This window comes from Paractinoplanes hotanensis, assembly GCF_023717965.1.
GTDB classification, from domain to species: Bacteria; Actinomycetota; Actinomycetes; order Mycobacteriales; family Micromonosporaceae; genus Actinoplanes; species Actinoplanes polyasparticus.
The window spans coordinates 1-24141 of record NZ_JAMQOL010000038.1 but is presented as its reverse complement, the minus strand read 5'-3'; the positions used below and the strand labels follow the sequence as shown (position 1 = coordinate 24141).

Here is a 24141-nt window from a genome sequence, read left to right as displayed (position 1 = left end):
ATGCGGGCCTGCTATCTGGCCTTCGCGGTCGACACCGCGTCCGGTTCCGTGGGAGTGACCGGTTCGACGACCCAGCCGGCTCCAGATTCTTCGACGTCCGCCCATTCTTCCGGTTCGGGGCCGGTGTGAAAACCTTCCCGGGTCACGTTTCCGATGTCGACGGTGAACATTGGAACCGCGGCCCGCCCCCGAGGCGGCACGGCCTGCTCCACCCAGGACGCTGCCGCCCCGTCACCACCGACGACCCGCCCGGCCGGGGCAGGCGCCCGGCCAACCGGAACAGGCGCGACGCGGCGGCTCGACCCGCTTGCCGGCCGGCTGGGCACGACAGCGCCGACTGCACGGCCGGGCAGGACGGCTGTCGCTGCGCCGACGGCCAGCCGATGTTCCTCGCCCGTGACGGCCTCGGCCAGCAGCGGCTCCACCTCGATGCCGGTCAACGGGCCGACGCCCGCGCAGGCTGGGACGAAGCCGGCCCGGGCGAGCAGTCCCGCGCCCAGTGCCAGGATGGCGGCCTCAGCCGGCGAACCCGCGCCGGTCGACGAGACGACGTTCACCACGCAGCCGCGGGGCAGTCGCAACCGGCGCCGGGTGCGGTTCAGCAGGCGCACCGCCGTACCCCAATCGTCGGTGCGCCAGGAACCACCCGGGGCGAGGATCTCGGCGACCGCGACCAACCGGTCAGGTCCGGTCCGGATCACCGCGAACACCGCGCCCGCCGCAGTCAGGCAGACCCCCGCGTTCATCGCGGCACCACCCTCAGCAGTGACTCGGACAGCCGAGCGCCCACGGTGTTGCCGGCCGGCGCCGGCGGCTCGGGACAGGCGGTCTGGATCTGGGCCGTCCCGCCTGCCTCGACCAGATATCCGCGCCCAGGCACCGGCCGGGGCGGGGCCTCGCGGGGCAATCGAATCCGCAGGATGTCGCCGTCGTCGGGGGTCGGCCGCAGCAGCAGCCCGGTCCGTGACATGGTCACCGCGCGCTGCCACGGCTGCATGCCGCGGAAGGCCTCCGGACGACCGGAGACGATCACGTGACCGCCGGCCGGGACGGCGGGGATCAACCGGTCCAGGGCGGTGCCCGCCCCGGGGCCGAGCGACTCGATACCGTCCACCAGGAGCAGGCCCCGGCCGGTGTCGCCGGGCCAGGCAGTGAGCCCGTCGAACCCGGCGGCCACCTCGTCGACCGGCGCGTCGGCCCACGCGGCCGGATCGGCCGCCACCACGCAGACAGTGGCGTCCGGGTCGCCGGCCAGGGCAGCCGCCGCGAGCATCCGCAGGGCAGTCGTCCGGCCGCTGCCGGGTGGGCCGGCCACGATCACGTGCATGCCCGGCGCGAGCGAGAGGGAGGCGACCGACAGGTCCTGGTAGTACCGCCCGACCCCGAGCCGCCAGGTGGTCCCGGCCCGCCCCGAGATGTCCAGGACGTCGGCGGCCGCAACGAGTGCCGGGAGCACCCCGACCGACGGGGCGGGCACTGCGTCCGGGTAGGCGGCGGCAACCCGCTCGACCGCGGTGGTGACGTCGTAGCGACCGATCTGGATCTCCAGGCGGCCCTCGATCTCGATGGCGCGCAGGCCGCGGAGCTCCGGCACATCCCGGGCGCGTAATCCCAGCCCGGTGTAGGAGCTGGCATCGGCGAGCCGCAGGCAGAGCTTGACCGGCATCTGGGCCATCACCCGGCCGGGCAGCCCCCGATCGTGCGGGGCCGAGACCAGCAGCCGCAGACCGGTCGGAGCGCCGTCGCGGAGCAGACGTTCCAGACGCTGTTCGGCGTCGGCCAGGCCGGCCCGATCGGCCGCCTCGACCAGGGCCGCCCAGCCGGCCACGACCAGCAGGAGGTCCGGGCCGCCGGTGGCTTCCGAGCGGCGCCGGGCGACTTCCGCGTCCAGGTGGTCGAGGACCCGGCGCAGCCGTTCACCGTCGTGCGCGCCGACCACCGCGCCGACGTGCGGCAGCCCGGTGAGCGGGGCGAACCTGCCACCCTGCCCGTCCAGGACGAAGATCCGCTGACGGTCCGGCGGGCGGCACCGGGCCAGTCCGACGCAGGCCGCGGCGAGCACCGCGCCGGTGGCCGCGGAGTCCGCGCCCAGAACGACGGTGCCGCCGTCCTCGGGCCGCCACCACCAGACATCCGACCGTTGCTCGTCGGGTAGATCGACGAGGCCGAGCGGAACCGGGTCCGACGGGACTGGAGCCGGTGAAACCCCGGTCGACGAGACCGGAGAGGGCATGTCCGGGGCCGCATACGAGCCGGGCAGCTCCCAGCCGTCCACCTCGGAAGGCAGCGGCGCCGGCCACGGCACCCGGGGCGGCTCGTACCCGCCGGCATCGGCGGCAGCCGTGGTGATCGCGACCAGTTGCTCCAGGTCGGTCGGCAGGCCCTCGGCCACGGCCGCCGGAGAGCTCGGCGTCGCCTCGTTGATCAGGGTGAAGGGCGTGACCGAGATTCGTTCCCCGGTCCCACCCGGGCCGGCCGCCGAGACCAGCGCGGTCTGCACCGCCACCACCTCGCCGGCGCCGAGCCGGACATAGGCCCGGCCGGGACGCCGCCGGTCGATGTCCGCCGCCTGCCGGCTGCCGAGCACGTCGCGCGAATCCGCGTCGTCCTGCACCCGCAGCGCCACCCGCAGGTTGGTGTTCGCCCGGATCTTCCCGTCCACCACGCCCTGCGGCCGCTGCGTGGCCAGCAACAGGTGAATCCCGAGGCTTCGGCCGCGCTGCGCCACGTCGATCAGCGCCGACAGGAAGCCCGGAAGCTCCACTGCCAGCGTCGCGAACTCGTCGATGACGATGACCAGACGCGGCAGCACCGGGTTCGGGTCCAGATAGTCGCGCAGATCGCTGACCCCCGCCGCGCGCAGCCGTAGCTCGCGGTGCCGCAGCTCAGCCCGCAGGCAGCGCAGCGCCCGGGCGGCCAGATGCTCGTCCAGGTCAGTGACCAGCCCGACGGTGTGCGGCAGCGCCGCGCAGGCGTCGAACGCGCCGCCACCCTTGAAGTCCACCAGCATGAACGTCAGCACATCCGGCGGGTAGGCGCAGGCCAGCGCGGCCACCACGGTACGCAGCAACTCGCTCTTGCCCGCCCCGGTGGTTCCGACGACCAGACCGTGCGGCCCGTCGGCCAGCAGATCCAGCGACAGCGGACCCTCCTCGGTCACCCCGATCGTCGCCTGCAGCCCGGCGCTCCCCCGCCGCCACCACGCTCCCACCGTGCCCGCGTCCAGACGGGTGATCGGCCGCGCCAGCCCGTCCGGCCCGGACGCCGCCGCCAGCAGCAGATCCATCAGTCGGGCTCGGTCCGGCAGCACCGCCGCGGCCGCCGCCTGCTCCGGATCCGTCCATCGGGCCAGCGCCCGCGCGGTCCGCGCGCAGATCACCGGCCCGGCTTGCACCGCCAGGACGTCCTCCTGCAACTCCCCCGTCACCGCATCGGTCAACACCCGAGAGGTGGTCTCCAGGAGCTGCTGACACACCGACGGCAGCTGCTCCACCCGCTCGGCGACCACCAGCACCCGCCCCCGCCCGCCCGCGAGCCGCCCGAGCAGCGCCGCCACCCGTCCGGTCAGCAGTCGGGCCCCGTCGATCACCACCATCAGGCACGCCGGCCGCTCCGGCGACGGACTGGCCGCCATCAACCCCCGGCTGGTCCTGGTGGTCCCCGCGTCCAGGCTGCCCAGCAGTTCCACCGCGGCGACCGGGTCAGCCGCCACCCGGGGCAGGCCGCTGTCCGCCGCCAGGTGCGGCAGCCACTTGGCCCAGTCCCAGGCACCCAGCCGGTCCGGCTCAGCGAGCAGTACCAGCTCCAGGTCGGCCGGTCCGTGCCGGGTGACCAGGTCCAGCACCACCGCCGATACCACCCGGCGGGCTTCGGCCTGGCCGATCGCCCCGAATCCGGTCCGGTCCCGCAGGTTCAGGTGGACCGGCACATCAGCCAGCCGGGTCCGCTCGTCGAGCACGTCTGCGAGTACCGGCAGGGCACTCAGCGCGTCCGCGCCGCGGCGGCCCAGCTCCGGCTGCCAGACCCGGCTGCCGAACCCGACGACCGCCCGCATCTCGTCCTCGTCGCCCGGCCGGACCTCCCACAGCCCACGACCCGTTTCGGCCCGGCGCAACAGCACGGCCAGGTCCGCATACTCCCGGCGGGCCGCCGCGGCAAGTTGCTCCCGGCGGGCGTCCAGGTCGGTGGTGAACTGCTCGACTGCGGCCGCCGACGCGGCGGCGAGCCGCTTCTTGTCCTTGCGGGCCTGATACTTCGACTCGACCCAGCGGGCCAGCCCCATCAGCGGCGTCATCGCGGTCATCAGCAGGAAGAACGGGCTGAAGACCAGCGCCATCACGATCCCGATCGGCAGCGGTGCGAGCATCAGCAGCCATGACATCGGCGCCGGGGGCGACGCGGCCGCGGGCGGCGGCGGAACCGCCACCACGGTGGTCGGCGGCGGGACCGCAACCCTCGGCGTACGCACGAGGGGCACGCGCCCGGCCTGGTCGACCGGGGCGCTCAGCAGAACCGGCGGCTGCGGTTCAGCCGGCGCCAGCCGGAACACCGTGTCACCAGCGACGACGACGGTGGCCGCACCGGAATCCGACTCTGTGCCATCGAGACGCACCGGCTCGTTCACCGAGCTCACCCGCCCGGCCGTCCCCGGCTCCACCTCGAGTCGCAGCACCGGTTCCCGGACCCGGCCCAGGCGAAGACCACCCTCCCCGCCCCGCCCGATGAGGAACTCGCCCGGCGGCAGCGTCACCGCGTGCCCCGCGTCCGGCCCGGCGATCCGCCGCAGCTCCATCGCCCCCGGAGCCGGGCGCTGGGGCGCTTGGGCTCGACCGCCGAGCCGCACCACCGACCCGCACCGGGCCGGCAGGTCGGCGATCAGCGTGTCCCCCGGCACCGCGACCCCGTCGACGTCCACCACGACGGCGCCGACCGCACGACCGGCGATCGCGTCGAGCAGCTCGGCCACGGTCGCCTCAGGGGCGGCCGCCCCGATCACCACATCCACGCTGGACTTCGACCACTGCTCACGGACGCTGATCCTCATGCCCGGCTTTCGCCGCAGGAGCCCCGGCCGGTTCCAGGGGAAGAAGGGTGGCAGCAGGTTTCGGCACACCACGGACATCCACGTCAGCCGATGATCCAGTATTGTTGCCCGGTGGCCGCCAGCAATCCGCCGAGCGCTACCTCCACCGCACCCGCCCGCTCGGAACTGCCCAGGCCAACCCGGGTCCGGTTCCGTGACGGGGATGTCGAGGCGCTCGGCGAGGTGTACGACCGCTATGCCCGGCCGGTGTGGTCGGTGGCGATGACCGTCACGCACGCCGACCACCTCGCGCAGGAAGTCGTGCAGGAGGCCTTCCTCCGGGCGTGGAACGCTGCGCCCACCTACGACCCGGAACGCGACCTCGGCCCCTGGCTGCTCACCATCGCCCGGTACACCGCGCTGGACATGCTGCGACGCGAGCTGCGCCCGACCCGCGGCGGGCACGAGGCCGAGCAGGACGCGGTGGTCGATCCGCCGGACATCGACCGAGCCTGGGTATCCTGGGCCGTGCAGGAGGCGTTGCGGCAGCTCAACGACAACGAGCGAGAGATCGTGCGGCTGTCGTTCTACGAGGATCTCACCCACGCGCAGATCGCCGAGCAGCTGAAGCTTCCGGTCGGTACGGTGAAGTCCCGCTCCCATCGCGCCCACCGGCGGCTCGCTGAGCTGCTGGATCATCTGCGGGACGGGCCGGAAAATCCGGCGGACGGGAACCCTGCGGGGGTCGGCAGCCGAACCCCTACCGGGAAAGCGCCTCGGCAGCGAAGGGACGACGCATGAACGCAGGGCCGCCTCGCGGCGGCGACACTCCCGACGAGGGCCTCGTCGCGTTGCTCGCCGCCCGCTTGGATTCCGAAGCGGATCGGCCACGTGCTCCGGTCGCGCCGCTGCCAGAAGATCTCGGCGAGGACACCGAGGGTACGGACGACGACGCCCGTCCTGCCCCGGAGCAGGACGCCGACCCGACTGCAGAGACCACAGCAACCGAGCCGGCGACCGTGGAACCGGCGGCGGAGGCGCTGCTTCTGGCGGTCGGCGAGGAGCTGCGCTCCGAAGCGACCTGGAACGGCCCACCGCCGAGCCTGCGCGACAGCATCCTGGCCGCCGCCCGCGCCCGCACCGCGCCGGTCACCGCCGACGCCGCCCCGGCGCCGGCCCCAGCCGCGGAAGCGACGCCGGAGGCGACGCCCGACCCGGTACCCGACCCCGTGGCCGAGCCGGTTGCCGCGCCCGAGCCGATTGACCGGCGCCGCCCCTGGTGGCGCCCGGAGCGCTGGTTTCCGCAGGTTCCTCGTCTGACCTGGGCGATCCCCGCCGCCGTGGTCGCCGCCGCGGTCTTCACCTTCGGTGTCCTCGCCGTGGACCGCGCCCTGGTCCCCGGCCCGTCCCAGGGCGAGCCGTTCGCGGCCGCCGGCACCTCGCTCGCCCCGGACGCCACCGCCAAGGGGTCGATCGTGGCCGAGCCGGGCGGTTTCTCGATCACCCTGGAACCGGAGAAGCTGCCGGCCGCCGCCCCCGGCTCTTATTACGCGGCCTGGCTGAGCGGCCCGGGCGGTAAGGTGCCGATCGGTTCGTTCCACTGGCGCCGCACCGGCGCCCCGATCAAGCTGTGGAGCGGCGTCGACCCGGCCGCCTATCCGATCCTCTCGGTGACGCTGCAGGCCGAGGGCAACCCGCCGGACCCGTCCACGCTGGTCGTGATGACCGCGCGAATACCGGGCTGACCGAACGAGGAACGGGCCCCGCACCTCGGTGCGGGGCCCGTTCTCATCGTGACCCGAACGACGGCAGCGGCGGCGGCTCGTCCGGCGGCGCCGGCGGCGGGCCCGGGTTCCGCGCGCCCGGGTCGTCCCGGTGGGCGTCCTCAGCCTCCTGCCAGCGGTTCAGGTCGCTCTCATAGTCGGCGTAGGACGCCGCGTAGGCCTGCTGGGCCAGGGCCGCGACCCGGCTGGCCTCGGCGCGTTCCCGGCAGGTGGCGGCGAGCTCGGCGAGCTCGGCGGTGACCTGCTCGAGCAGTTTGGCCGCGACGTCCAGCTCGTCGGTCACCAGTACGGTGAGCTGCCCGCCGACCATGACGTTCCCGGCCATGGCCGCGCGGGCCGGCTCGATCAGCGTCTTGGCGGTGGCCGCCGCGGCGTCCAGTTCCACGGCCGCGGCCTCGAATTCCTCAGCGGTGGGCATCGTCCTGTCCTTTCCTGAGGGCCTTGACACCGGCCGGAGACCGACGCGAGGCCGTGACGGTCACTCCGTCACGGCCTCGTACGCCTTTCCTCCCGCCGGGTCAGGACCGGACGATCCCGGTGTTCATGACCTCGTCGAGCTGGACAGCCTGAGCGTCCATCGCCTGGCTCAGAGAGGCCGCGGACTCGCCGGCCGCGGCGGACACCATGTTGAACTGGCCAGCCACCTCGGTGAGCTCGCCACCGAGCCGCGCCAGGTCGGCGCGGAACGTCTCGAACAGCTCCTGGACCCGTACGGTCGTCTCGGTGACCCGGGCGTCCAGCTCGATGCCGACCTCCTCGGCCTGGGCCCGGTTGGCGCCGGTCCACTGGATGCCGCTGAAGCTGGAGGCCACCGACCGCGATTCCTGGCTGACCGCCTGCAGGGCGGAGACCACGGCGGTCTGAGCGCTGGTGATCTGCTCCTGCAGACCGGCCACCGCGTTGTCGGTGGTGGAGACCACATTGGAACCGCAGGCGACAAGGTTGTCGCCGAGCGACCGGTAGGCGTTGGCGTGGGCCTGGATCTGGCCGGTGTCGCCACCGAGCATTCCTGCGACCATGATGTTGATCCTCCCTGAATACGGTTTATGAGGTGTCGTGAAGCATTCGTCGCGAGACCACCGGGCGGTTCCCGCCATCGACTAGAAGACTGAGAATCCGAGGTCGGTGAAGCCGAGGTCCGAGCCGACCGCGCCGCCGAAGTCGTAGCTGTCGACGATCGTGACGTCGTCGAACGAGTAGTCGCCGAAGTCGTCATCGGCGAAGCCGTAGTCGGTCAGGTTGGAGCTGTCGAAAGTGTCGTAGCCGAACTCGAAGCCGCTGTCGTAGTCAAGGACGATGCCGTCCGGCACCAGCGGTATTTCGCCGGAGGCGCCGCCACCGCCGAAATCGCCGCCACCCCCGTGGAAATCGCTGTTTTCGGCCGGGATGACGGGGTCCGCCAGGACACTGCCGCCGAAACCACCGCCGAGGGCCGGCTCAGGCAGCGACCCGGGATCGCCCAGGTCCAGGGTGGTCCCGAAGGGCGGCACGAACGGTTTGCTGAAGTCGTCGGCGACGTCGAAGGCCAGTTGCGTGCCGGCCGGCGTCTCCCGGGCCAGCAACACGTCCCCGGGCTGAACGCCGGCCATCGCGGCGATCTGGTTCACCTCGTAGTCGCCCCAGAGCGGCCACTTGAACCCGACGCCGAAACTGGTTCCGGCGCCGAGGGTGTCCTGGAAGTCCTGCGGTTCGAGGGGGCGGATCTCGTCGTTGGTCTGCCGGAAGCCGACCGCGCCGATGTGCGGCAGATTCACCCCGAGCATCGTGTCGTCGATGACGGTCGGCATCTCCAGGTCCAGCAGCGGCGCGAGGTTCACGTCCCGGTTGTACTGGTAGGCGGCGCCGTACGAGCCGATCTGGGCGCCGAGGCCGTACTGCGCGTTGAGGGTCAGGCCGTCGACCGCCCCGCCGTCGTTGTCGGCGGTCCCGAAACCGAGTTCGCCGATGTAGAAGCTGTGCGAGGCCTCGTGCGGGCCGGTGACCGAGGTGCCCCAGCCGATCAGGCCGAGGAACTTCTCCGAGGTGGCCGAGCCGCCGTCCAGGATCGCGTTCGGGGTGAACGCCTGTGGCAGCTCGCTGGCCTGAGGGAAATACTTGTCGAGCTGCATGTCCGGCTCGGGCAACCAGAGGCCGAGGAACGGTGTGGTCCGCACCTCGACGTCGTTGAGCAGGCCACTGCCGGAAGTGGTCTCCCCGCCGAACACGGTGAGGGTGTCCTCGCCGGCGCCACCGGCGATCTCATCGTCGCCCGAGCCACCGGCGATCTCGTCGCCGCCCGAGCCACCGGGGAGGGTGGCGGACTCCGCCGCGACGAGAACGCTGATCGGCTCAGCGCCACCGATCACGATCCCCGGCACCGGCGTCAGGACGGGCGAGCCACCAGGCACCGGCGTCAGGACGGGCGAGCCACCAGGCACCGGAGCCGGGGCAGACACCGGGCCGCCGCCGGCCACCGGCTCAGCCTTGGGCGGCGGCGCCGGGTTCAGCGCGTCCACCACCAGGCCCAGCTGCCGCAGCACCACCGGCGCGGCAAGGGCAGGGTTGGCCCCCTTGAACACCGCCTCCAGAACCACGCCCACCTCGGCGATCCGTTTGGCGATCTCGGCCGGGTCGCCCGGTGCCGGCTCCTGCGGATCGACCGGCGGCTGCGGTCTGGTCACTCCGGTCAGCTTGAGCGCCTCGGCCAGCGCCGCGCCGGCCGCGAACGCGTTCCCGGTGTCCGCCGCGTTGATCGCCTTGGCCAGGGCGGCCGCGATCCCGCTGCCCTTGGCCAGCGCGATCAGGGCGTCCCGGCTCTGCGCGTCGAACGAGAACAGCGCGGTCCCGGGCGGCCCGTTGACGATCCCCTTCGGATTCACCACGGCCACCGCGCCGGCCGACAGGGCCGACAGCCCGGTGCTGAACGCGGCGAGCAGATCACCCTTGCGGATCGCCTCGACCAGCCCGAGTGCCGGCGCGGCCACCCGGCTCAGATCGCCCACCGAGGTGCCGAGCCGGATCAGGTCCTGGGCCAGCTGCCCCTCGATGGCGCCGATGCTGCCCAGCAGCTGGCCGCCGCTGCCCAGGGCGATCGCCCCGGCGCCGAGCCCTGCCGTGAGCCGGGCGAGCAGGCCGTCCGCCTCGGTGAACCGCAACACCGACGTCCCGATGTCGAAGGCGCGCTTGGCGTTGCGCAACATCTCGAGGGTGCTGTTGTCGAACAGGCTGCTCAGCACGTCGCCTTGCATGGCGTCGAGGGCAGTCTTACCGACCGTACCGAAGATGTCCGCACCCGCCGTGAGGGCCGACAACCCGCTGCCGATGGCAGCCAGCCAGTCCCCCTCTATCGCGTGATAGGCGGTCTCGCCGATACTCAGGGCGAGAGCGGCCGCGCCCAGCCCCTGCAGGCCGGGGACCGCGAAGCTGAGCACGCCCAAGGCGATCTTGCCAACCTGGAAGATTGCCTTGAACGGGTTGTCCTTCCAGGACTCCAGGATGGCCTTGCCGACCGCCTTGATGCTGTCCCAGGCCCGCGACAGCCAGCTCTTCTTCTTACGCCGGATGCCGGTGAGCACGCCCAACTCGTCGAAGCCGAAGCTGAACTTGTACTTCCCGATCTCCTCCTTGCGCGAGCCGGGGATGCCGAACTGACGGGCCACCAGCAGGAACTCGGGGTTCTTGCGGACCGCGCTCTCGCTGCGCAGCCTCAGCCGGCTGCGGCCGAGGACGCCGAGCACCTGATCGCCGACAATCGTGGTGAGCCGGCGTTCGGTCAGCGCTGGGGCGCCGACCACCGCGATGGTGCGGAACGCGGCCACCACATCGAGGATCCGTTGCCGTAGCTCGGCGCCGGTCGCGGCCTGCCGCAGGTGGCCGAGCGAGGCGATGAACTGGGCCTGGATCGCCGGTGAGCCGGCCATCGCCCGCGGGATCTGCGAGGCGACCAGTGCGAAGAGCTGCTGCTGGATGCTCTCGGTGAGTTCGACCGGGCCGCCGGTCAGGTTCAGGCCGATGGCCGGCGCGACCTGATCGAGGAGGGCGGCCAGGCCGCTCAGGTATTGACTGTCCACAACGCCGGAACTGCGGCCGAGTTCCAAGGTGGCGGCGATGCCGGGGGCGTTGAAGAAGGCCAGCGGCTCCGTGTCGCCGGCGAAGCCGACCGGCAGCAGCGCGCTCTGCAGAATCCGGTTGGCGCGCAGGTAGGCCACCGCGGCGGTGAACCGTTCGGCGTCGGCGCCGCCCGGGTCGGTCCAGCCCACCCGGGCGGCGAATGCCAGGGTCTGGGCCAGCTGGATCGGGTCGGGGGCGGCATCGGTGCGCCCGGCGAGCAGCTGGGGCAGGTAGTCGCTGATCGCCGCGAACGCGGTCTCGTCGGCGGCGTTCTCCGAGCCACGGGCGAAGTCGTACGAGTCCAGCGCGTCGCCGAGGGTCGGCCGCCCGGCGGCGAGGGCGAGGCGCCGGTCCAGCTCGACGGTGCCGCTCACCCAGGCCAGCAGCTTCGCCGGGTCGGCGAGCACGTCGGCGATCGTCCGGCCGTCGGCCCAGAAGTCATCGTAGAAGACCTCGGAGTCACCGCCCACCACTGCCTTGCTGACGAGCTTGGCGAACAAGCCCTTGGCCCTCTCGGCCTTCTCCGGGGCCGGTGGCCCGACGTGCTCGATGCCTAGCTGGAGGGCGAGCAGCCGCAGGTCGGCCATCAGCTCGGCGGGCGGGGGCTCGGGGAGCTTCGGCTGTTCGCCGACCGGCCGGGGCTGGAGCAGCAAAGGGGAGAGCCGGGCCAGGGCACCGTCCAAGGCGGCGTTGGCGCCCGGCGGGGGCAGGCCCACCAGCACGTCGCGCAGGCTGCGCGGGCCGGACAGGCCGATCAGGCCGGCGATCGCCGGGCCCAGGTCACCGGCGGTGGCGCCCATGGTGGCGGCGGTCTGCTGCGGGGCGACGGTGAACCTGTCGGCCAGGTCCGCCTTCTCGGTCACTCCGGTGCCGAGTCTGTGCAGGCTCTCCTGGAGCAGCGCCAGGTTGGCCGGGGATCGGCCGGTGAGTTCCGCCAGGCCCAGGGCTGTCACGGTCTGTTTCCGGGTGTCCTCGGTTCGGGCGGCGACGTCGCGCAACGCCTGCCCCAGGATCCGTGCGCCCTGCGTGTCGATCCCGACATATGACATCGTCCGCTCCCCTTCCGCGTACTCCCCGTGCGGGAGCTGTCGACAGCCCGGGTTCGCCGCAGCACCCGTCCTCGGTTCGCGGGAACCTTCCGCGGACCTCACGGCGAACCCTGGGTGCGCAAATGACACACCGACTCGAGGAGATTTCGATGAGCGTGGATACCGCCGACACCCGCTGGGCCGGCACGCCGCTGGACACCGAGCACTGGCTGGAAGGGCGCACCGGCTTCCCGCCGGGGAGCGTTCTGGCCACCAGCTCGCCGGAATCCGCCGAGGTCGTGGCCACCGCCCGCGGGCTGACCCTGTCCCGCCGCCAGCTCGACGAGGTGGTCGCGTTCGCCGAGTTCCTGGCCGGCCGCAAACTAGGCGAGGACGATCGCGCCGAGCTGGCCGACGACATCATCGACGCCTTCGACGACACCCCCAAGGCAGCGCTGCGTTTCCTGCGCCCGCTGTCGGCCGCAGTCCGCCGGGTCGGCTCGCTCGACCCGATCCGCCGGGCGCAGCGCCGGCTCCAGGCGCTGACCACGACATGGGTGGTGGAGCTGCGCCGGGAGGCGGACAGCGGCGAACTCAGCCCGGTGATGACCGTGGTGAGCCGGCACAACCCGGTGGTCCGGCACTGGGCGGCCGGCGGAATCGTGCTCGTCGCCGACGCGCTGGACGCCCGCTGGGAGCAGCACCGGCTCGTCCTGGGACTCGCCGGCCGGGCGCCGGAGCCGGTGGAGCGGCTGGCGGAACGGCTCGTTGCCCGTACGGAAGACGCCTCCCGCCTGGAGGTGGCCGAATTGGCCGCGGCAGAGGTCCGCTTGCTGGTGATCCGCTCCTGGCTCCGCGACCTCGGTCGCAATGCCCTCGCTGAGCTGAGCGCCGAGATCGACCGCGGCGCCGCCTCCGCCCTCGACGTCGACATCGTGGTGCAACAGGTCGGCCACCGTGCTGCGCTGGGCCGCACCGGCCGCCTGTCCTGATCCCGTTCCCTCCCATGGCAGCTTCATGACAGGGGCCGGGGCTGATCGCCAGCCAGTTCACCGCCTCGGCCCGCCGGGTCAAGCGGTCGCTTGAGGGCCGCTCGGACAAGAAGGCATCGATACCGGCGAGGAAGTCCGGCCAAGCGGGCTCGGCTGCCGTGAGCAGATGATTCCGGCTTCCCAGCGGCACCAGCGCGATTGTGGTCGGATCGGGTGTTGGCGGCATGGTCGCGGCCCGGGTCCTGAGTGACCATCTCGACCAGGTGATGGTCCTCGAGCGGGACACGTGGCCGGAGGATGCCGCGCTCCGCGCCGGTGAGCCTCAGGGGCGCCACGGGCACATCCTGCTCGGCGCCGGGCAGCGCCTGCTCAGCGACTTGTTTGACGCATGTCCGGCATCTGTTCGCCGGATCCGCGACGATGCTGCGTCCGGACCTGGACTTGCGAATCCTGCTGGACGCGCGACGGCTGGAGAAACGTACCGCCGCCTCCCGAAACAGTCACGCGGCGGCCGGCCGATCGCGATCAGGGACGCCGGCGGGCTGAGCCGAGACGCCGGTCACAGGTCGGTGGCACCACAGTCGGCGACGCCACCGCGGACATTCTCCGGGGCGACAGGAAACACATTCGCTGCCCGACCGATAGTGCTCGTGCACTGTCATTCCGTGGCCGCATGAGCAAACGATTCGTGTCATCGGCCGCGGTTCGCCAGGAGTAGGTTGATCGGGACGCATGAGGCTCGCGAGAACTCGGGTGAAGGTCGACATATCTCATTCCGGTGGTGGTCGGCAATATTCGGCGAGGGCGAACCGCCGAAAACGTTGACACATTCGCGATGGTCAACGGTCTTCGACCGTTACGCCGTGACACGCGACGCTCCCTTCGCCCGCATCGTCGAATTCATGGAGCTGAACGTGAGCAACCGTGAAATGCCGGCAGGAGCATGCTCCTATGGATGCCAAGCCCGCCTCGCTGCTGTCACGGGTACGCCGCCGGCCTCACCGCGAGTTCGCGCTGAGACCGGCGGGGAGATGTCAGCCGATGACGATGTCGCAGTCGGCGCGCCCGTATTGCTTGATCTTGGCGTACTCGCTCTGGATGGTGGGGTGGTATGCCGCGGAGGACGTGCTGCGGTCCTTCTTGCCGGGCACCCACTCCGAGCCGGTCTCCCGGGTCACCTTCGACGCGTCCCAGGTGAGGTCACAGGTCCAGTGGTACCAGCGGCCGACGATGTTGCCGTTGTGGGCGCCGCCGGCGATCCGCCAGTTTCCGTCCTCGTGGACCGTGAGCGTGACGTTGCCACTGACCTTGCGGCTGCTGTCGCTTGTGGAGAAGACGATGCTGGCGCCGTCCGCCGCGACCGTCTTCGTCGTGTCGTTGGCGTGTGCGGGCGTCATCGTGACCAGAGAACCGGCGACGGTCGCCACAGCCACGGCCCCCAGCAGACCCCCGAGCCGGATCCCCATGACGGCTCCGGCCGATGTGATGTCAGATCGCATTCTGATCTTTTCCTCTTCATCGAGTGAACGCCTCGTGACGTTCACAGATTCGCACGAGCCAGGCTTTCGGCTCGCTGGAATCAATGATGAGAGCCCGTCGAATTCAAATCCTGACGAACTTCTGAGGATGCTCTGACGAATGGCTGATGTGGCGGCCATGTGTCAGGAATTCCACTCCGCAATGCCAGGTATCCGACACTACAACAATTGACTTTCGTCTTCTCGCCCGGACCGCAGTACGCAATCTGTCGTTGGCCTTGTTCTTCGCCGCGCCGACGGCGGCTTGTTGATGTACGTGATGTCCGTGCCGGTGGCGGTGCGGCTCGGGCGGACGGCGGCCTGACCGAGCACACGTGGACGCTCTCGCGCAGCAATCCGATCCGGCCCTTGCATCCGGTACCTGGGTACAGGCTTACCGTCGTGGGGACGGCGTCGGTGTGACGCCGAACCCCTGTTTCGAGGAGCCTGCGATGCCTGTCGTCGTTCCTGATGCCTGCACGCTACCGACGGTCGAGCGGCCAGTACGGCTGGCCGAGTTCGATGCCCTGTTCGCCACCGCGGTCCGCCAGGTCGACACCGTCTCGCCGACCCACACGCGGATGCGACTGACCGGCCCGGCCGGGCTGTCAGCGACGGTACGGGACCTGACCGCCCGCGAGACCGAGTGCTGCTCGTTCTTCACCTTCACGGTGACGCCCGAGCCCGCTGATGACGGCGAGATGCTGATCCTCGACGTGAAAGTCCCAGCACAGTACGCCGATGTGCTTCGATCCCTCGCCGAGCGGGCCGGCGCAATCATGGCCGGACAGAAGTCATGACCGGGGCGCTGCTTGACCTTGCCGAGCTGGCCGTCCGCGCCGAGGTGCCCGTCGAGCGGGTACGGCACTACGCCGAGGCCGGGCTGCTGCTGCCGGCCCGCCGCGACGGTGACCTGTTCGGCTACCCGCCCAAGGAGGTGAGCGCCGCGCGGATGCTGGTCGGCGCCGACGCTCTGGGTCTCGACACCGGCACGCTGGCCATGCTGGCCGCCGCCTGGCGGGACAGCGACTGCGGCAGCACCCAGCAGCAGCTGGCGGCCGCGGTCACCGACTGCGCGGGCCCGTCGTGCGGCCGGTCCAAGGTCGCCACCGCCGCATTCGGTCGGCTCGGCTTCCGCGACGTGGGTGTCTACGAGGGCGGCAAGACTGACTGGCCCGCGTCGGGGCTGCCTTTTGAAGGCGACCGGGCCGGTGCGGGAGCGGCCCGGTGAGCGCGGCGGAGCAAGCCGGGCTGCGCACCGGCGAGGTCGCCGAACGGGCCGGCGTCAACATCCAGACGCTGCGCTATTACGAACGCCGGGGGCTGCTGGCCGAACCGCACCGGTCGAATGGTGGGCACCGGCTCTATCCACCGGACACGGTCGCCCTGCTCAACGTGATCAAGGTGGCGCAGCGGCTCGGATTCACTCTCGACGAGGTCGCCGACCTGCTCGACGCGGGCCGGCGCCGCCACCCGAACCCGGACCTGCGCGAGCGGGCCATCGGCAAGATCGCCGAGATCGACCAGAAGATCGCCGACCTCACCACCATCCGCGCCTCGCTCACCGAGGTCGTCGATGCCCGCTGCGACAGCCTCACCAACTGCACCTGCGCCGACTGCCCGATCCCGTACCTGACCATTGGCACCACCAGACCTCCCGGAGACAGAGCGTGAGCCAGCCCTTGCCGTCACCCACCTCCACCGGTCACCCCGACCCGGGGATCGACAACGCGCCACCGCGGCGCAGCAAGGTCACCGGCGGGATCGCCGCACTGGCCTGCGCCGCCTGCTGCGCCCTGCCGCTCCTCATCGCCGCGGGCGTGCTCACCGGCGCCGGCGCGGCGATCCTGGAGCGGACCCTGCTCGCCGTCGCGGTCGGCCTGGCGGCCCTAGCCTTGGGCATGTGGTGGCTCGACCGCCGCCGCAACGCCCGGCGCGCCGCGGCGGCGGGCGCCGGGTGCGGTTGTGGCGGCGCAGGGTGCGGCTGCTGAGCCGCAGCCGCTGCGGTGCTGCCCCTGCCAGTGGCGCACCCCGCCGATGTGCTGCGATACGCCCATGACGATCATCCGATCCGTCCTGCTGTTCGTCGTCGCCGCCATCGCCGAGATCGGCGGCGCCTGGCTCATCTGGCAAGGCGTCCGCGAGCACAAAGGCCTGCTGTGGATCGGCGCCGGCATCGCCGCCCTCGGCGCCTACGGCTTCGTCGCCACGCTCCAACCGGACGCCAACTTCGGCCGGATCCTCGCCGCGTACGGTGGCATCTTCGTCGCCGGCTCCCTCGCCTGGGGCGTCGTCGTCGACAAGTTCCGTCCCGACCGCTACGACCTGATCGGTGCCACCATCTGCCTGATCGGCGTCGTGGTGATCATGTACGCGCCCCGACGTTGATGTGCACTGCGCCTCGCCTCGAGGATCACGACGCGGCGCCCGGCCGCCGCGCCCGACCGCATGCCATGGATGTGTGTCAGCAGCAGCGTCCGGCGGCAGAGGGGGTGAGGCTGATCAGTCCGGCGACGCTGGGCAGGGCGCCGGGTTCGTCGTTGAAAGCGGCGATCTGCAGGGCGATCCGGGGGTCCAGGCCGATCTGGACTGCGGCGGCGCGTACGGCCTCGCTGGCGCCGGCTGCGGTGGGCAACAGGGCGATCGTGGCGGTCGCGAGAGCGGTGGGCACGTCGGGGCCGACGCCGAAACGGGCGGCGATGTCACGGGAGGCCTGTTCGGCGCCGAGCCCCGTGCTGCACACGCCGGTGTCGGGGAGGTCGAGCTGAATCTCTTCGGCGTCGTCGAAATCGCCGACCAGAGCGGCGGCGATCGAGCGGACCTGTTCGTAGCCGACGGTCATCAGGAACGTCGGTGCCCGTCCATAGGACTTCATGCCGACGGCGTAGTAGTTCGGCTCGGGGTGAGTGAGCTCGGCGTAGCCGTGGGGCGTGATGGCGCTGCGGGAGTTCTCGTTCGGGTCGATGAGTTCGGCGAGGGTACGGGTGCAGCCCAGGATCGGGTCGAGGTCGAGGCGCAGTTCGCCGGCGATGCTGTGGTCGGGCCGGAAGCCGGTGGCGGCCACGACCCGGTCGGCGGTGACAGTGCGCCCGTCGATGGCGGTCAGCTGAATGCCCGTGCCGGCGCGGGTGACGGTGTGCACGCCGAAGCCTTCGAGCAGGGTGACGTGGCCGGTCTCGAGCAGGGTTCGCAGGCCGTTACCCAACGCACCGCGGTCGGGTAGCTGGTCGGTGTCGTCCTCGCCGAGGGCGCGGGCGGCGGTGCCGCGCAGGGCCCAGGTGATCCGCGTTTCGGTGACGGTTTCGGCGAGGCGGGCGAGGGTGAGGAGGGTGTTGGCGGCGGAGTGGCCGGAGCCGACCACGATGGTGTGCCGGCCGGCGTGCGTGTCGTGGTCGGTGCCGAGCACGTCGGGCAGGGCGTGGTCGATGAGGTCGGTGAGGTCGTGTTCGCCGTGGGCGGGCAGGCCGTTGACGCCGAGCGGGTTCGGGGTGTTCCAGGTGCCGGCGGCGTCGATGACGGCGCTGGCGAGCAGATCTTCGCCGTCGGCCAGGCGCAGCGTGAAGGGCAGGTCGGCGCGTCCGTCGGTGCGGACCTTGTCGAGGCTGGTGCGGCTGATCGCGACCACCCGGGTGTCGCAGCGCAGGCGGCCGGCGATCGCGGCTGTCTTGGCCAGGGGCTGCAGATAGTTCTCGACCAGTTGCCCGCCGGTGGGCACAGTGTCGTCATCGGGTGCGGCCCAGCCGGCAGTGTCGAGCAGGCGGCGGGCGGCGGGGTCGATGTTGTACCGCCAGGGGCTGAACAGCGACACGTGCGCCCAGGCGCGGACCGACGCGGCAACGGCGCTGCCGGCCTCGAGGATGAGGAACGGCACTTCCCGCTCGTGCAGGTGCGCGGCGGCGGCCAGGCCGACAGGGCCGGCGCCGATCACCACGACCGGAAGGTCCTGCGGTGCGGTCGCGTCGAGAATGTCGCTGCTCATGAAGGTGTCTCCTGGACGTCGGTAGTTTCCGGTCGGTAGCGCGGGTAGGCGCTGGTGGCCCACAGCGTCACCGCGGCGAGCGCGCACAATGCCGCGGTCGTCACCAGGACGCTGGTGTAGCTGCCGGATCGGGCGTGCAGGGCGGCCGCGGCCAGCGGGGCACCGGCTTTGGCGATGGTCATGGGCACCACGATGGCGCCGGCGATGGTGGCGTACCGGCGGGTGTCGTAGCGGTCGGCGAGCAGCACCGGTTTGGCGATGGCGGAAACGCCGAAGCCGAGCCCGAAGCCGACGACGGCGGCGATGACCGCGATGGCGTTCCGTCCGATGAACGGCAGCAGGCCGATCGCCAGAGCCTGGACGGCGAAGATGACGGCGACCACGGAACTGGTCCGGTAGCGGCGTTGCAGTCCGGTGGTGGCCAGACGTCCGGCCACCGACAGGATCCCGAACAGCCCGGCGGTGCCGGCGGCGAAGGTGGCCGTGTGTCCCCAGCTCGTCAGCGCGGCGACCAGATGCACGGTGACGATGCTGATGGCCGCCATGTTGGTGGTGAAGCCGACCGTCAGGAGCCAGAACACCCGATCGGTGAAGACAGCCCGCAGTCGTACGGCGCGATGGTGATGCTTGAAGGAAGTCGGCGGGTTGCCGGGGGCCGCTCGCAGAACGATGACGTGCAACGGCGTGGTCAGCAGGGCCTGGATGGCAGCCAGGACGAGCAGGGCGGTCCGCCAGCCGTGCTGGTCGACCAGCCACCCGGTCAACGGCAGAAAGATCGTGCTCGCGAAGCCGGCCACGACGGTCAGCGCCAGCAACGCCGAGGACCGGCGGCCCGGGGTGTGCCAGGCGATGATGACCGCGAACGCCGCCTCGTACAGACAGGCGGCCGACGCGATGCCGATGCCGATCTGCACCGCGTAGAGCTGGCCGAGGGTCTGCACCTGCGACCACGCCACCAGCAGGAACGTGCCGGCCAGCGAACCCGCAGTCATCAGCGCCCGGCCCCCGTGGCGGTCGAGCCACCGCCCGACCGGAACGGCCAGCGCGGCCGAGGCCAGCACCGAAGCGGTGAAAGTGCCGGTGACCGCCGTAGTGGATGTCTTCAGATCAGCGGCGAGCGGAACCAGGAAGACGGCGAAGGCGTAGTAGAGGGTGCCGTAGCCGACCGTCTGGGTGATCGCGAGCGCGGCGACGATGCCTTTCGCCCGGCTGGAGTCGCGTTCGCGGTGGCCGTCGGCTGTGGAGCCGACGGCCACCGTATGAGGAGATGTCACTGCGTCAGCTGCAGCAGCCGGACTGCTCGTCGTTGCCGGACGGCACCGTGATCACCGCGAGCGGAGTACGGAGCAAGCCACCCGACACACCGGTCGCGAGACCCCGGCCGGCCGACACCGGTTCGACCGCGGCGGGGGTGCCGCAGCAGCCACCGCCGGCGTCGATGGTGTCGCTGTCGAGGTCCTGGCTGCTGTTGCAGACCCCGGTCTCCGGCAGATCCAGCTGCACGTCGCGGGCGGCCGCCCAGTCGCCGTCGAGGGCCGCGACCACCGAGCGGGCCTGCTCGTAGCCGGTGGCCAGCAGGAACGTCGGTGCGCGGCCGTACGACTTGACGCCGATGGCGTAGTAGCCGGGCTCCGGGTGGGTGAGCTCGTCGGCGCCGTGCGGCGGGACGGTGCCGCAGGAGTGCTCGTTCGGGTCGATCAGCGGCGCGAGGGCGCGGGTGGAGCCCATGATCGGGTCGAGGTCGAGGCGCAGCTCGCCGACGATGCCGTGGTCGGGCCGGAAACCGGTGGCTCCCACGATCCGGTCGGCGGTGACCGTGCGGGTGCCGTCGGACACCTCGACACCGTTCGGCCCGGCGGTCACGGCCTGGACGCTGAAGCCGGTGAGCAGGGTGATGGCGCCGGATTCGACGTGCTCGCGCAGCCGGGTGCCCAGGGCGCCGCGGGCCGGGAGCGCGTCGGCGGTCTCGCCGCCGTAGGTGCGGGCCGGGGTGGCCGCGCGGATCGCCCAGGTCACGGTGGTGCCGGGCTCCTGCCGGGCGAGTTCGGCCAGGTTCAGCAGGGTGTTGGCGGCGGAGTGGCCGGCGCCGACGACGAGGGTGCGGCGGCCGGCGAAGCGGTCCCGGTCGCGTCCCAGCACGTCGGGCAGGGCGCTTTCGACGTACGCGGTGGCTTCGGTCTCGCCGTGGGCGGGGATCCCGGAAGCGCCGAGCACGTTGGGGGTGCTCCAGGTGCCGGAGGCGTCGATCACCGCCCGGGCCAGGAGATCCTCGCCGCTGGCCAGGCGGATCAGGTACGGGGTTTCGGCGCGACCGGTGGTGCGGACCCGGTCGAGGCCGAGCCGGGTGACCGCGGTGACGCGGGCGTCGTAGCGCACGTGCGGCTTGAGCGTGGGCAGGTCGGCCAGGGGCTGCAGGTAGTCGGCGGCGAGCTGGGCGCCGGTGGGCAGCTTGTCGTCGTCGGGGCGGACCCAACCGGCGTCGGTGAGCAGCCGGGCCGCGGCGGCGTCGATGTTGTAACGCCAGGGCGAGAACAGCCGTACGTGGCCCCATTGCCGGACGGCGGCGGCGGGGCTGTCGCCGGCTTCGAGGACCAGGAAGGCGATGCCGCGGTCGGCGAGGTGCGCGGCGGCGGCAAGGCCGACGGGTCCGGCGCCGATGACGGCGACGGGCAGGCGGTCGAGCTGGGTGGTCACGAGTGGAACTCCTGTCTCGGGTAACGGCGGGGCTCAGGTGATGGCGGGGCTCAGGTGATGGCGGGGCTGCGGCGTTCGATGAAAACGACGTCACGCCACCGGTTTGCTTGGGCGTGGTGCCGGCCGACCCGTTCGCGGACGCCGACAGCGGCCAGAAGCGGCTCCAAGCCGTCCGGAGCGATGGCCGGGCTGGTCATCAGCAGCAGCCCTGACCGGCGGTGACCGCCTCGGCCTTGGCGGCACTACCGCAACACGGGCTCCCCGCCGTGGCCTCGGCCGGAGTTCCGCAGCAGGGCCCGGCCGTGGCATCCGGCAGGACGAGAGCAGTTCGTGGTGGGTTGCCGCAGCAACCGCCGGCCCCTGCGACGGACAGCACCTCGGTGGGGTCGCCGGCGAAGCCACCGACGGTTTGCGGGTCGCTCATGGTCATCCTCCTGCGACGCGAGACGGATTCGAGGTTTGTCGAACTTGACGCTTGTCGAAACCGACACTTGCACGCGGATTCGATATCTGTCAACCTCGAAGGATGTCGAAACCAGCACCCGCCGCCCTCGTTCAGGAAACCGAGTCGGTGCCGTGCTGCCCGCCGATCGCGCAGAGCCGGATCCCGGCCGAGGCCGCCGGCACGCTGGCGCAGGCGTTCAAGGCTCTCGGCGATCCGATCCGCCTGCAGATGATGTCGATGATCGCCTCCGCCGAAGGCGGGGAGATCTGCGTCTGCGACATCACACCGGCCTTCGAGATCTCCGGGCCGACCATCTCGCACCACCTCAAGGTGCTCAAGGAATCCGGCCTGGTCACCGCCGAACGACGCGCGAGCTGGGTGTACTACCGGGCCCGGCCGGGCCTCATGCGCCAACTCTCCGCGCTGCTCGACACGAACACTTGAGTGGCCGCCATCACACCAAGCGGATCGGCTTGACGTTCAGACAAAGGTCAGCAAGCATTGACTCAATGAACGGCGATGCTTCTCTGCAGGCGCGGGCGCGCATCCACGCCGCGCTGGGCGATCCGGCAAGACTGGCGATCGTCGATGCACTGACCCTGGGTGACGCCTCCCCCGGTGAAATCGGCCACGACCTCACGATGCCGACCAATCTGGTCGCTCACCACCTCAAGGTTCTGCAGGACGCCGGCCTGATCGTGCGTACCCGGTCCGAGGGCGACCGCCGCCGGACGTACCTGCGGCTGCAGCCCGGCGCGCTGGCTTCGCTGACCCCGCCGCCGCTGCAGGACGCGGATCGGGTGGTGTTCGTCTGCACCCACAACTCCGCCCGATCTCAGCTGGCCGCGGCGCTGTGGCGCGACCGGGTCGGCGGGCCGGTCGCCTCCGCCGGCACCAAGCCGGCCGCGCGGGTGCACCCGCGCGCGGTCAAGGTCGCCCACCGCCACGGCCTTGTTCTGGACCCGGCCGGTACGGCGCACGTCAGCGATGTGGCGCACCAGGGCGATCTGGTGATCGCCGTCTGCGACAACGCCCACGAGGACCTCACCGGCGAGGTCCGTCCCCAGCTGCATTGGTCGGTGCCCGACCCGATACGCGTCAACACCGAAGCCGCGTTCGAAGCCGCGTACACCGACCTCGCCCAGCGCATCGACCGCTTGGCGCCCGCCGTCCCGCACGCCGCCGAGCAGAACTGATCCTTCGGCCCGCACCAGCTGCCGTCTTTTGGTGAGATGGGCGGTGCGGGGTGCTCGCGCCGGCCGTCAATCGCCTTCACGATCGATTCCCGACCATGCTGAAGACCGGAGTCCTGCATCCATGCACCCCATCGCCGCCTGGCGCCGCCTGCTCGCCGAGTTTCTCGGTACGGCGTTGCTGGTCACCGCCGTCGTCGGCTCCGGCATCATGGCCACCACGCTCTCGCCCGATGACGTCGGACTGCAACTGCTGCAGAACTCCGTCGCCACCGCCTTCGCGCTCGGCGCGTTGATCCTGACATTCGGCCCGATCTCCGGAGCGCACTTCAACCCCGTCGTGTCCGCCGCCGACTGGTTCCTCGGCCGGCGCACCGGCACCGGCCTGACCGGCGCCGACCTCGCGGGATACGCCGCCGCGCAGACCGCCGGGGCGATCGCCGGCTCGGTCCTGGCCAACCTGATGTTCGACCTGGCCCCGGTCACCTTCTCGGCCAAGGAGCGCTCCGCCGGGCACCTGTGGCTGGGCGAGGTCGTGGCCACCGCCGGGTTGCTCCTGCTCATTTTCGCCCTCGCGCGGTCCGGCCGCGCCGCCGTAGCGCCCGCCGCGGTGGGCGCGTACATCGGCGCCGCCTACTGGTTCACCAGCAGCACCAGCTTCGCGAACCCGGCCGTCACCGTCGGCCGGGCCTTCACCGACACCTTCGCCGGCATCGCACCCGCCTCCGTGCCCGGCTTCATCGTCGCTCAGATCATCGGACTGGTCGTCGGGGCTGGCTTGCTGATCGTTCTGTACCCCGGCGTGGGAAACGCCGCCGACGACGTCGTCGTCGAGCACGACTCCGCCCGCACCGCCTGACTACACCGTCACCCCTCCATCGAAGGATCAACGCCATGAGTGACAAGCCCAGCGTCCTGTTCGTCTGCGTCCACAACGCCGGCCGCTCCCAGATGGCCGCCGGCTGGCTGCGCCACCTCGCCGGCGACACCGTCGAAGTCCGCTCCGCCGGCTCCGCGCCCGCCGACACGATCAACCCCGCAGCGGTAGAGGCCATGCGCGAGGTCGGCATCGACATCACCGACCAGACGCCCAAGGTCCTCGAGTACGAGGTCGCGCAGGACTCCGACGTCATCATCACCATGGGCTGCGGCGACGCCTGCCCGGTCTTCCCCGGCAAGCGCTACGAGGATTGGAAACTCGACGACCCGGCCGGCCAGGGCGTCGAAGCCGTGCGCCCGATCCGCGACGAGATCAAGACCCGGATCGAGGCGCTGCTCGCCGACCTCGTCCCGGCCGGTAAGCCGTGAACCCGGTCCGCGATCTGATCATCATCGGTTCGGGGCCGTCCGGCTACACCGCGGCGCTGTATGCCGCCCGGGCGAACCTCAAGCCGCTC

23 protein-coding genes and 1 pseudogene are annotated in these 24141 nt (G+C 71.6%); 13 read left to right on the top strand and 11 right to left on the bottom strand.

What is annotated here, in order from left to right; all coding sequences use genetic code 11:
- Positions 1 to 11: 11 nt before the first annotated feature.
- Positions 12 to 746 (bottom strand): hypothetical protein, encoded by a 735-nt coding sequence (locus LXN57_RS26370; RefSeq protein WP_251800905.1) that lies wholly within the window; start codon positions 744 to 746, stop codon positions 12 to 14.
- Entirely contained in the window at positions 743 to 5044 is a 4302-nt protein-coding gene (locus LXN57_RS26365) for an FtsK/SpoIIIE domain-containing protein (RefSeq protein WP_251800904.1), read from the bottom strand. Before LXN57_RS26365 ends, LXN57_RS26370 begins: the two co-directional genes overlap by 4 nt.
- Positions 5045 to 5155: 111 nt before the next feature.
- Between LXN57_RS26365 and LXN57_RS26360 the strand changes: the two genes are divergently transcribed.
- Positions 5156 to 5824 (top strand): RNA polymerase sigma factor, encoded by a 669-nt coding sequence (locus tag LXN57_RS26360; RefSeq protein ID WP_251800903.1) that lies wholly within the window; start codon positions 5156 to 5158, stop codon positions 5822 to 5824.
- On the top strand, positions 5821 to 6768 hold the full coding sequence (locus tag LXN57_RS26355; RefSeq protein WP_251800902.1) for an anti-sigma factor: 948 nt from the start codon (positions 5821 to 5823) through the stop codon (positions 6766 to 6768). Before LXN57_RS26360 ends, LXN57_RS26355 begins: the two co-directional genes overlap by 4 nt.
- A 43-nt stretch (positions 6769 to 6811) precedes the next feature.
- Here the strand turns inward: LXN57_RS26355 and LXN57_RS26350 are convergent, their stop codons facing one another.
- The 3 genes from LXN57_RS26350 to LXN57_RS26340 all read right to left on the bottom strand — a co-directional run bounded on the left by LXN57_RS26350 (position 6812) and on the right by LXN57_RS26340 (position 11945).
- Positions 6812 to 7225: a hypothetical protein gene (locus tag LXN57_RS26350; RefSeq protein WP_251800901.1), complete on the bottom strand. Its 414-nt coding sequence runs from the start codon at positions 7223 to 7225 to the stop codon at positions 6812 to 6814.
- A 100-nt stretch (positions 7226 to 7325) separates the two neighbouring features.
- A complete protein-coding gene (locus LXN57_RS26345) occupies positions 7326 to 7826 on the bottom strand; it encodes a hypothetical protein (protein ID WP_251800900.1) in 501 nt (166 codons plus the stop codon).
- A gap of 81 nt (positions 7827 to 7907) precedes the next feature.
- Positions 7908 to 11945, bottom strand: coding sequence for a hypothetical protein (locus tag LXN57_RS26340; RefSeq protein ID WP_251800899.1), 4038 nt, complete (start codon positions 11943 to 11945; stop codon positions 7908 to 7910).
- A gap of 149 nt (positions 11946 to 12094) precedes the next feature.
- Between LXN57_RS26340 and LXN57_RS26335 the strand changes: the two genes are divergently transcribed.
- Positions 12095 to 12916: a hypothetical protein gene (locus tag LXN57_RS26335; RefSeq protein WP_251800898.1), complete on the top strand. Its 822-nt coding sequence runs from the start codon at positions 12095 to 12097 to the stop codon at positions 12914 to 12916.
- Between the two features lie 1034 nt (positions 12917 to 13950).
- Here the strand turns inward: LXN57_RS26335 and LXN57_RS26330 are convergent.
- Positions 13951 to 14382 (bottom strand): hypothetical protein, encoded by a 432-nt coding sequence (locus LXN57_RS26330; protein WP_251800897.1) that lies wholly within the window; start codon positions 14380 to 14382, stop codon positions 13951 to 13953.
- A gap of 386 nt (positions 14383 to 14768) precedes the next feature.
- Here LXN57_RS26330 and LXN57_RS26325 point away from each other — a divergent pair, with 386 nt between their 5' ends.
- From LXN57_RS26325 to LXN57_RS26305, 5 genes are all read left to right on the top strand, one after another.
- On the top strand, positions 14769 to 15233 hold the full coding sequence (locus LXN57_RS26325; RefSeq protein WP_251800896.1) for a hypothetical protein: 465 nt from the start codon (positions 14769 to 14771) through the stop codon (positions 15231 to 15233).
- Positions 15230 to 15664: a hypothetical protein gene (locus LXN57_RS26320; protein ID WP_251800895.1), complete on the top strand. Its 435-nt coding sequence runs from the start codon at positions 15230 to 15232 to the stop codon at positions 15662 to 15664. The genes LXN57_RS26325 and LXN57_RS26320 overlap by 4 nt, the downstream gene beginning before the upstream one ends.
- The gene (locus LXN57_RS26315; protein WP_251800894.1) at positions 15661 to 16107 is read left to right on the top strand and encodes a MerR family transcriptional regulator; all 447 of its coding nucleotides are present in this window, start codon (positions 15661 to 15663) and stop codon (positions 16105 to 16107) included. Before LXN57_RS26320 ends, LXN57_RS26315 begins: the two co-directional genes overlap by 4 nt.
- Complete coding sequence (gene merT, locus LXN57_RS26310) at positions 16104 to 16424, top strand: mercuric ion transporter MerT (RefSeq protein ID WP_251800893.1); 321 nt, start codon at positions 16104 to 16106, stop codon at positions 16422 to 16424. The genes LXN57_RS26315 and merT overlap by 4 nt, the downstream gene beginning before the upstream one ends.
- A gap of 64 nt (positions 16425 to 16488) precedes the next feature.
- Positions 16489 to 16821: a YnfA family protein gene (locus LXN57_RS26305; protein ID WP_251800892.1), complete on the top strand. Its 333-nt coding sequence runs from the start codon at positions 16489 to 16491 to the stop codon at positions 16819 to 16821.
- Positions 16822 to 16897: 76 nt separating this feature from the next.
- On the opposite strand, the gene LXN57_RS26300 is transcribed toward LXN57_RS26305, so the two are convergent.
- The 5 genes and pseudogenes from LXN57_RS26300 to LXN57_RS26280 form a co-directional block, all read right to left on the bottom strand.
- Positions 16898 to 18412, bottom strand: coding sequence for an NAD(P)-binding domain-containing protein (locus tag LXN57_RS26300; protein ID WP_251800891.1), 1515 nt, complete (start codon positions 18410 to 18412; stop codon positions 16898 to 16900).
- On the bottom strand, positions 18409 to 19686 hold the full coding sequence (locus LXN57_RS26295; RefSeq protein WP_251800890.1) for an MFS transporter: 1278 nt from the start codon (positions 19684 to 19686) through the stop codon (positions 18409 to 18411). Before LXN57_RS26295 ends, LXN57_RS26300 begins: the two co-directional genes overlap by 4 nt.
- Positions 19687 to 19690: 4 nt before the next feature.
- On the bottom strand, positions 19691 to 21106 hold the full coding sequence (locus LXN57_RS26290; RefSeq protein ID WP_251800889.1) for an NAD(P)-binding domain-containing protein: 1416 nt from the start codon (positions 21104 to 21106) through the stop codon (positions 19691 to 19693).
- A 50-nt stretch (positions 21107 to 21156) separates the two neighbouring features.
- Positions 21157 to 21252: pseudogene (locus LXN57_RS26285) on the bottom strand (GNAT family N-acetyltransferase); the annotation flags it as partial.
- A 50-nt stretch (positions 21253 to 21302) separates the two neighbouring features.
- Positions 21303 to 21530 (bottom strand): hypothetical protein, encoded by a 228-nt coding sequence (locus LXN57_RS26280; RefSeq protein ID WP_251800888.1) that lies wholly within the window; start codon positions 21528 to 21530, stop codon positions 21303 to 21305.
- A gap of 102 nt (positions 21531 to 21632) precedes the next feature.
- On the opposite strand from LXN57_RS26280, the gene LXN57_RS26275 reads away from it, so the two are divergent.
- The 5 genes from LXN57_RS26275 to LXN57_RS26255 form a co-directional block, all read left to right on the top strand.
- The gene (locus tag LXN57_RS26275) at positions 21633 to 21995 is read left to right on the top strand and encodes an ArsR/SmtB family transcription factor (protein ID WP_251800887.1); all 363 of its coding nucleotides are present in this window, start codon (positions 21633 to 21635) and stop codon (positions 21993 to 21995) included.
- Between the two features lie 65 nt (positions 21996 to 22060).
- On the top strand, positions 22061 to 22747 hold the full coding sequence (locus tag LXN57_RS26270) for an arsenate reductase/protein-tyrosine-phosphatase family protein (protein WP_251800886.1): 687 nt from the start codon (positions 22061 to 22063) through the stop codon (positions 22745 to 22747).
- A gap of 121 nt (positions 22748 to 22868) precedes the next feature.
- On the top strand, positions 22869 to 23603 hold the full coding sequence (locus LXN57_RS26265; RefSeq protein ID WP_251800885.1) for an aquaporin: 735 nt from the start codon (positions 22869 to 22871) through the stop codon (positions 23601 to 23603).
- A gap of 35 nt (positions 23604 to 23638) precedes the next feature.
- Entirely contained in the window at positions 23639 to 24052 is a 414-nt protein-coding gene (locus tag LXN57_RS26260; RefSeq protein ID WP_251800884.1) for an arsenate reductase ArsC, read from the top strand.
- On the top strand, positions 24049 to 24141 hold a 93-nt coding region (locus tag LXN57_RS26255; protein ID WP_369077294.1), incomplete at its 3' end, for an FAD-binding protein. The genes LXN57_RS26260 and LXN57_RS26255, both read left to right, overlap by 4 nt.

What these genes read in the sequence shown, in the direction of transcription:
- LXN57_RS26370 (WP_251800905.1), bottom strand. Translation starts at nt 746, where the DNA reads ATGAACGCGGGGGTCTGCCTGACTGCGGCGGGCGCGGTGTTCGCGGTG.
- LXN57_RS26365 (WP_251800904.1), bottom strand. Translation starts at nt 5,044, where the DNA reads ATGAGGATCAGCGTCCGTGAGCAGTGGTCGAAGTCCAGCGTGGATGTG.
- LXN57_RS26355 (WP_251800902.1), top strand. Translation starts at nt 5,821, where the DNA reads ATGAACGCAGGGCCGCCTCGCGGCGGCGACACTCCCGACGAGGGCCTC.
- LXN57_RS26350 (WP_251800901.1), bottom strand. Translation starts at nt 7,225, where the DNA reads ATGCCCACCGCTGAGGAATTCGAGGCCGCGGCCGTGGAACTGGACGCC.
- LXN57_RS26345 (WP_251800900.1), bottom strand. Translation starts at nt 7,826, where the DNA reads ATGGTCGCAGGAATGCTCGGTGGCGACACCGGCCAGATCCAGGCCCAC.
- LXN57_RS26340 (WP_251800899.1), bottom strand. Translation starts at nt 11,945, where the DNA reads ATGTCATATGTCGGGATCGACACGCAGGGCGCACGGATCCTGGGGCAG.
- LXN57_RS26335 (WP_251800898.1), top strand. Translation starts at nt 12,095, where the DNA reads ATGAGCGTGGATACCGCCGACACCCGCTGGGCCGGCACGCCGCTGGAC.
- LXN57_RS26330 (WP_251800897.1), bottom strand. Translation starts at nt 14,382, where the DNA reads ATGGGGATCCGGCTCGGGGGTCTGCTGGGGGCCGTGGCTGTGGCGACC.
- LXN57_RS26320 (WP_251800895.1), top strand. Translation starts at nt 15,230, where the DNA reads ATGACCGGGGCGCTGCTTGACCTTGCCGAGCTGGCCGTCCGCGCCGAG.
- LXN57_RS26305 (WP_251800892.1), top strand. Translation starts at nt 16,489, where the DNA reads ATGACGATCATCCGATCCGTCCTGCTGTTCGTCGTCGCCGCCATCGCC.
- LXN57_RS26300 (WP_251800891.1), bottom strand. Translation starts at nt 18,412, where the DNA reads ATGAGCAGCGACATTCTCGACGCGACCGCACCGCAGGACCTTCCGGTC.
- LXN57_RS26280 (WP_251800888.1), bottom strand. Translation starts at nt 21,530, where the DNA reads ATGAGCGACCCGCAAACCGTCGGTGGCTTCGCCGGCGACCCCACCGAG.
- LXN57_RS26275 (WP_251800887.1), top strand. Translation starts at nt 21,633, where the DNA reads ATGTCGAAACCAGCACCCGCCGCCCTCGTTCAGGAAACCGAGTCGGTG.
- LXN57_RS26270 (WP_251800886.1), top strand. Translation starts at nt 22,061, where the DNA reads ATGAACGGCGATGCTTCTCTGCAGGCGCGGGCGCGCATCCACGCCGCG.
- LXN57_RS26265 (WP_251800885.1), top strand. Translation starts at nt 22,869, where the DNA reads ATGCACCCCATCGCCGCCTGGCGCCGCCTGCTCGCCGAGTTTCTCGGT.
- LXN57_RS26260 (WP_251800884.1), top strand. Translation starts at nt 23,639, where the DNA reads ATGAGTGACAAGCCCAGCGTCCTGTTCGTCTGCGTCCACAACGCCGGC.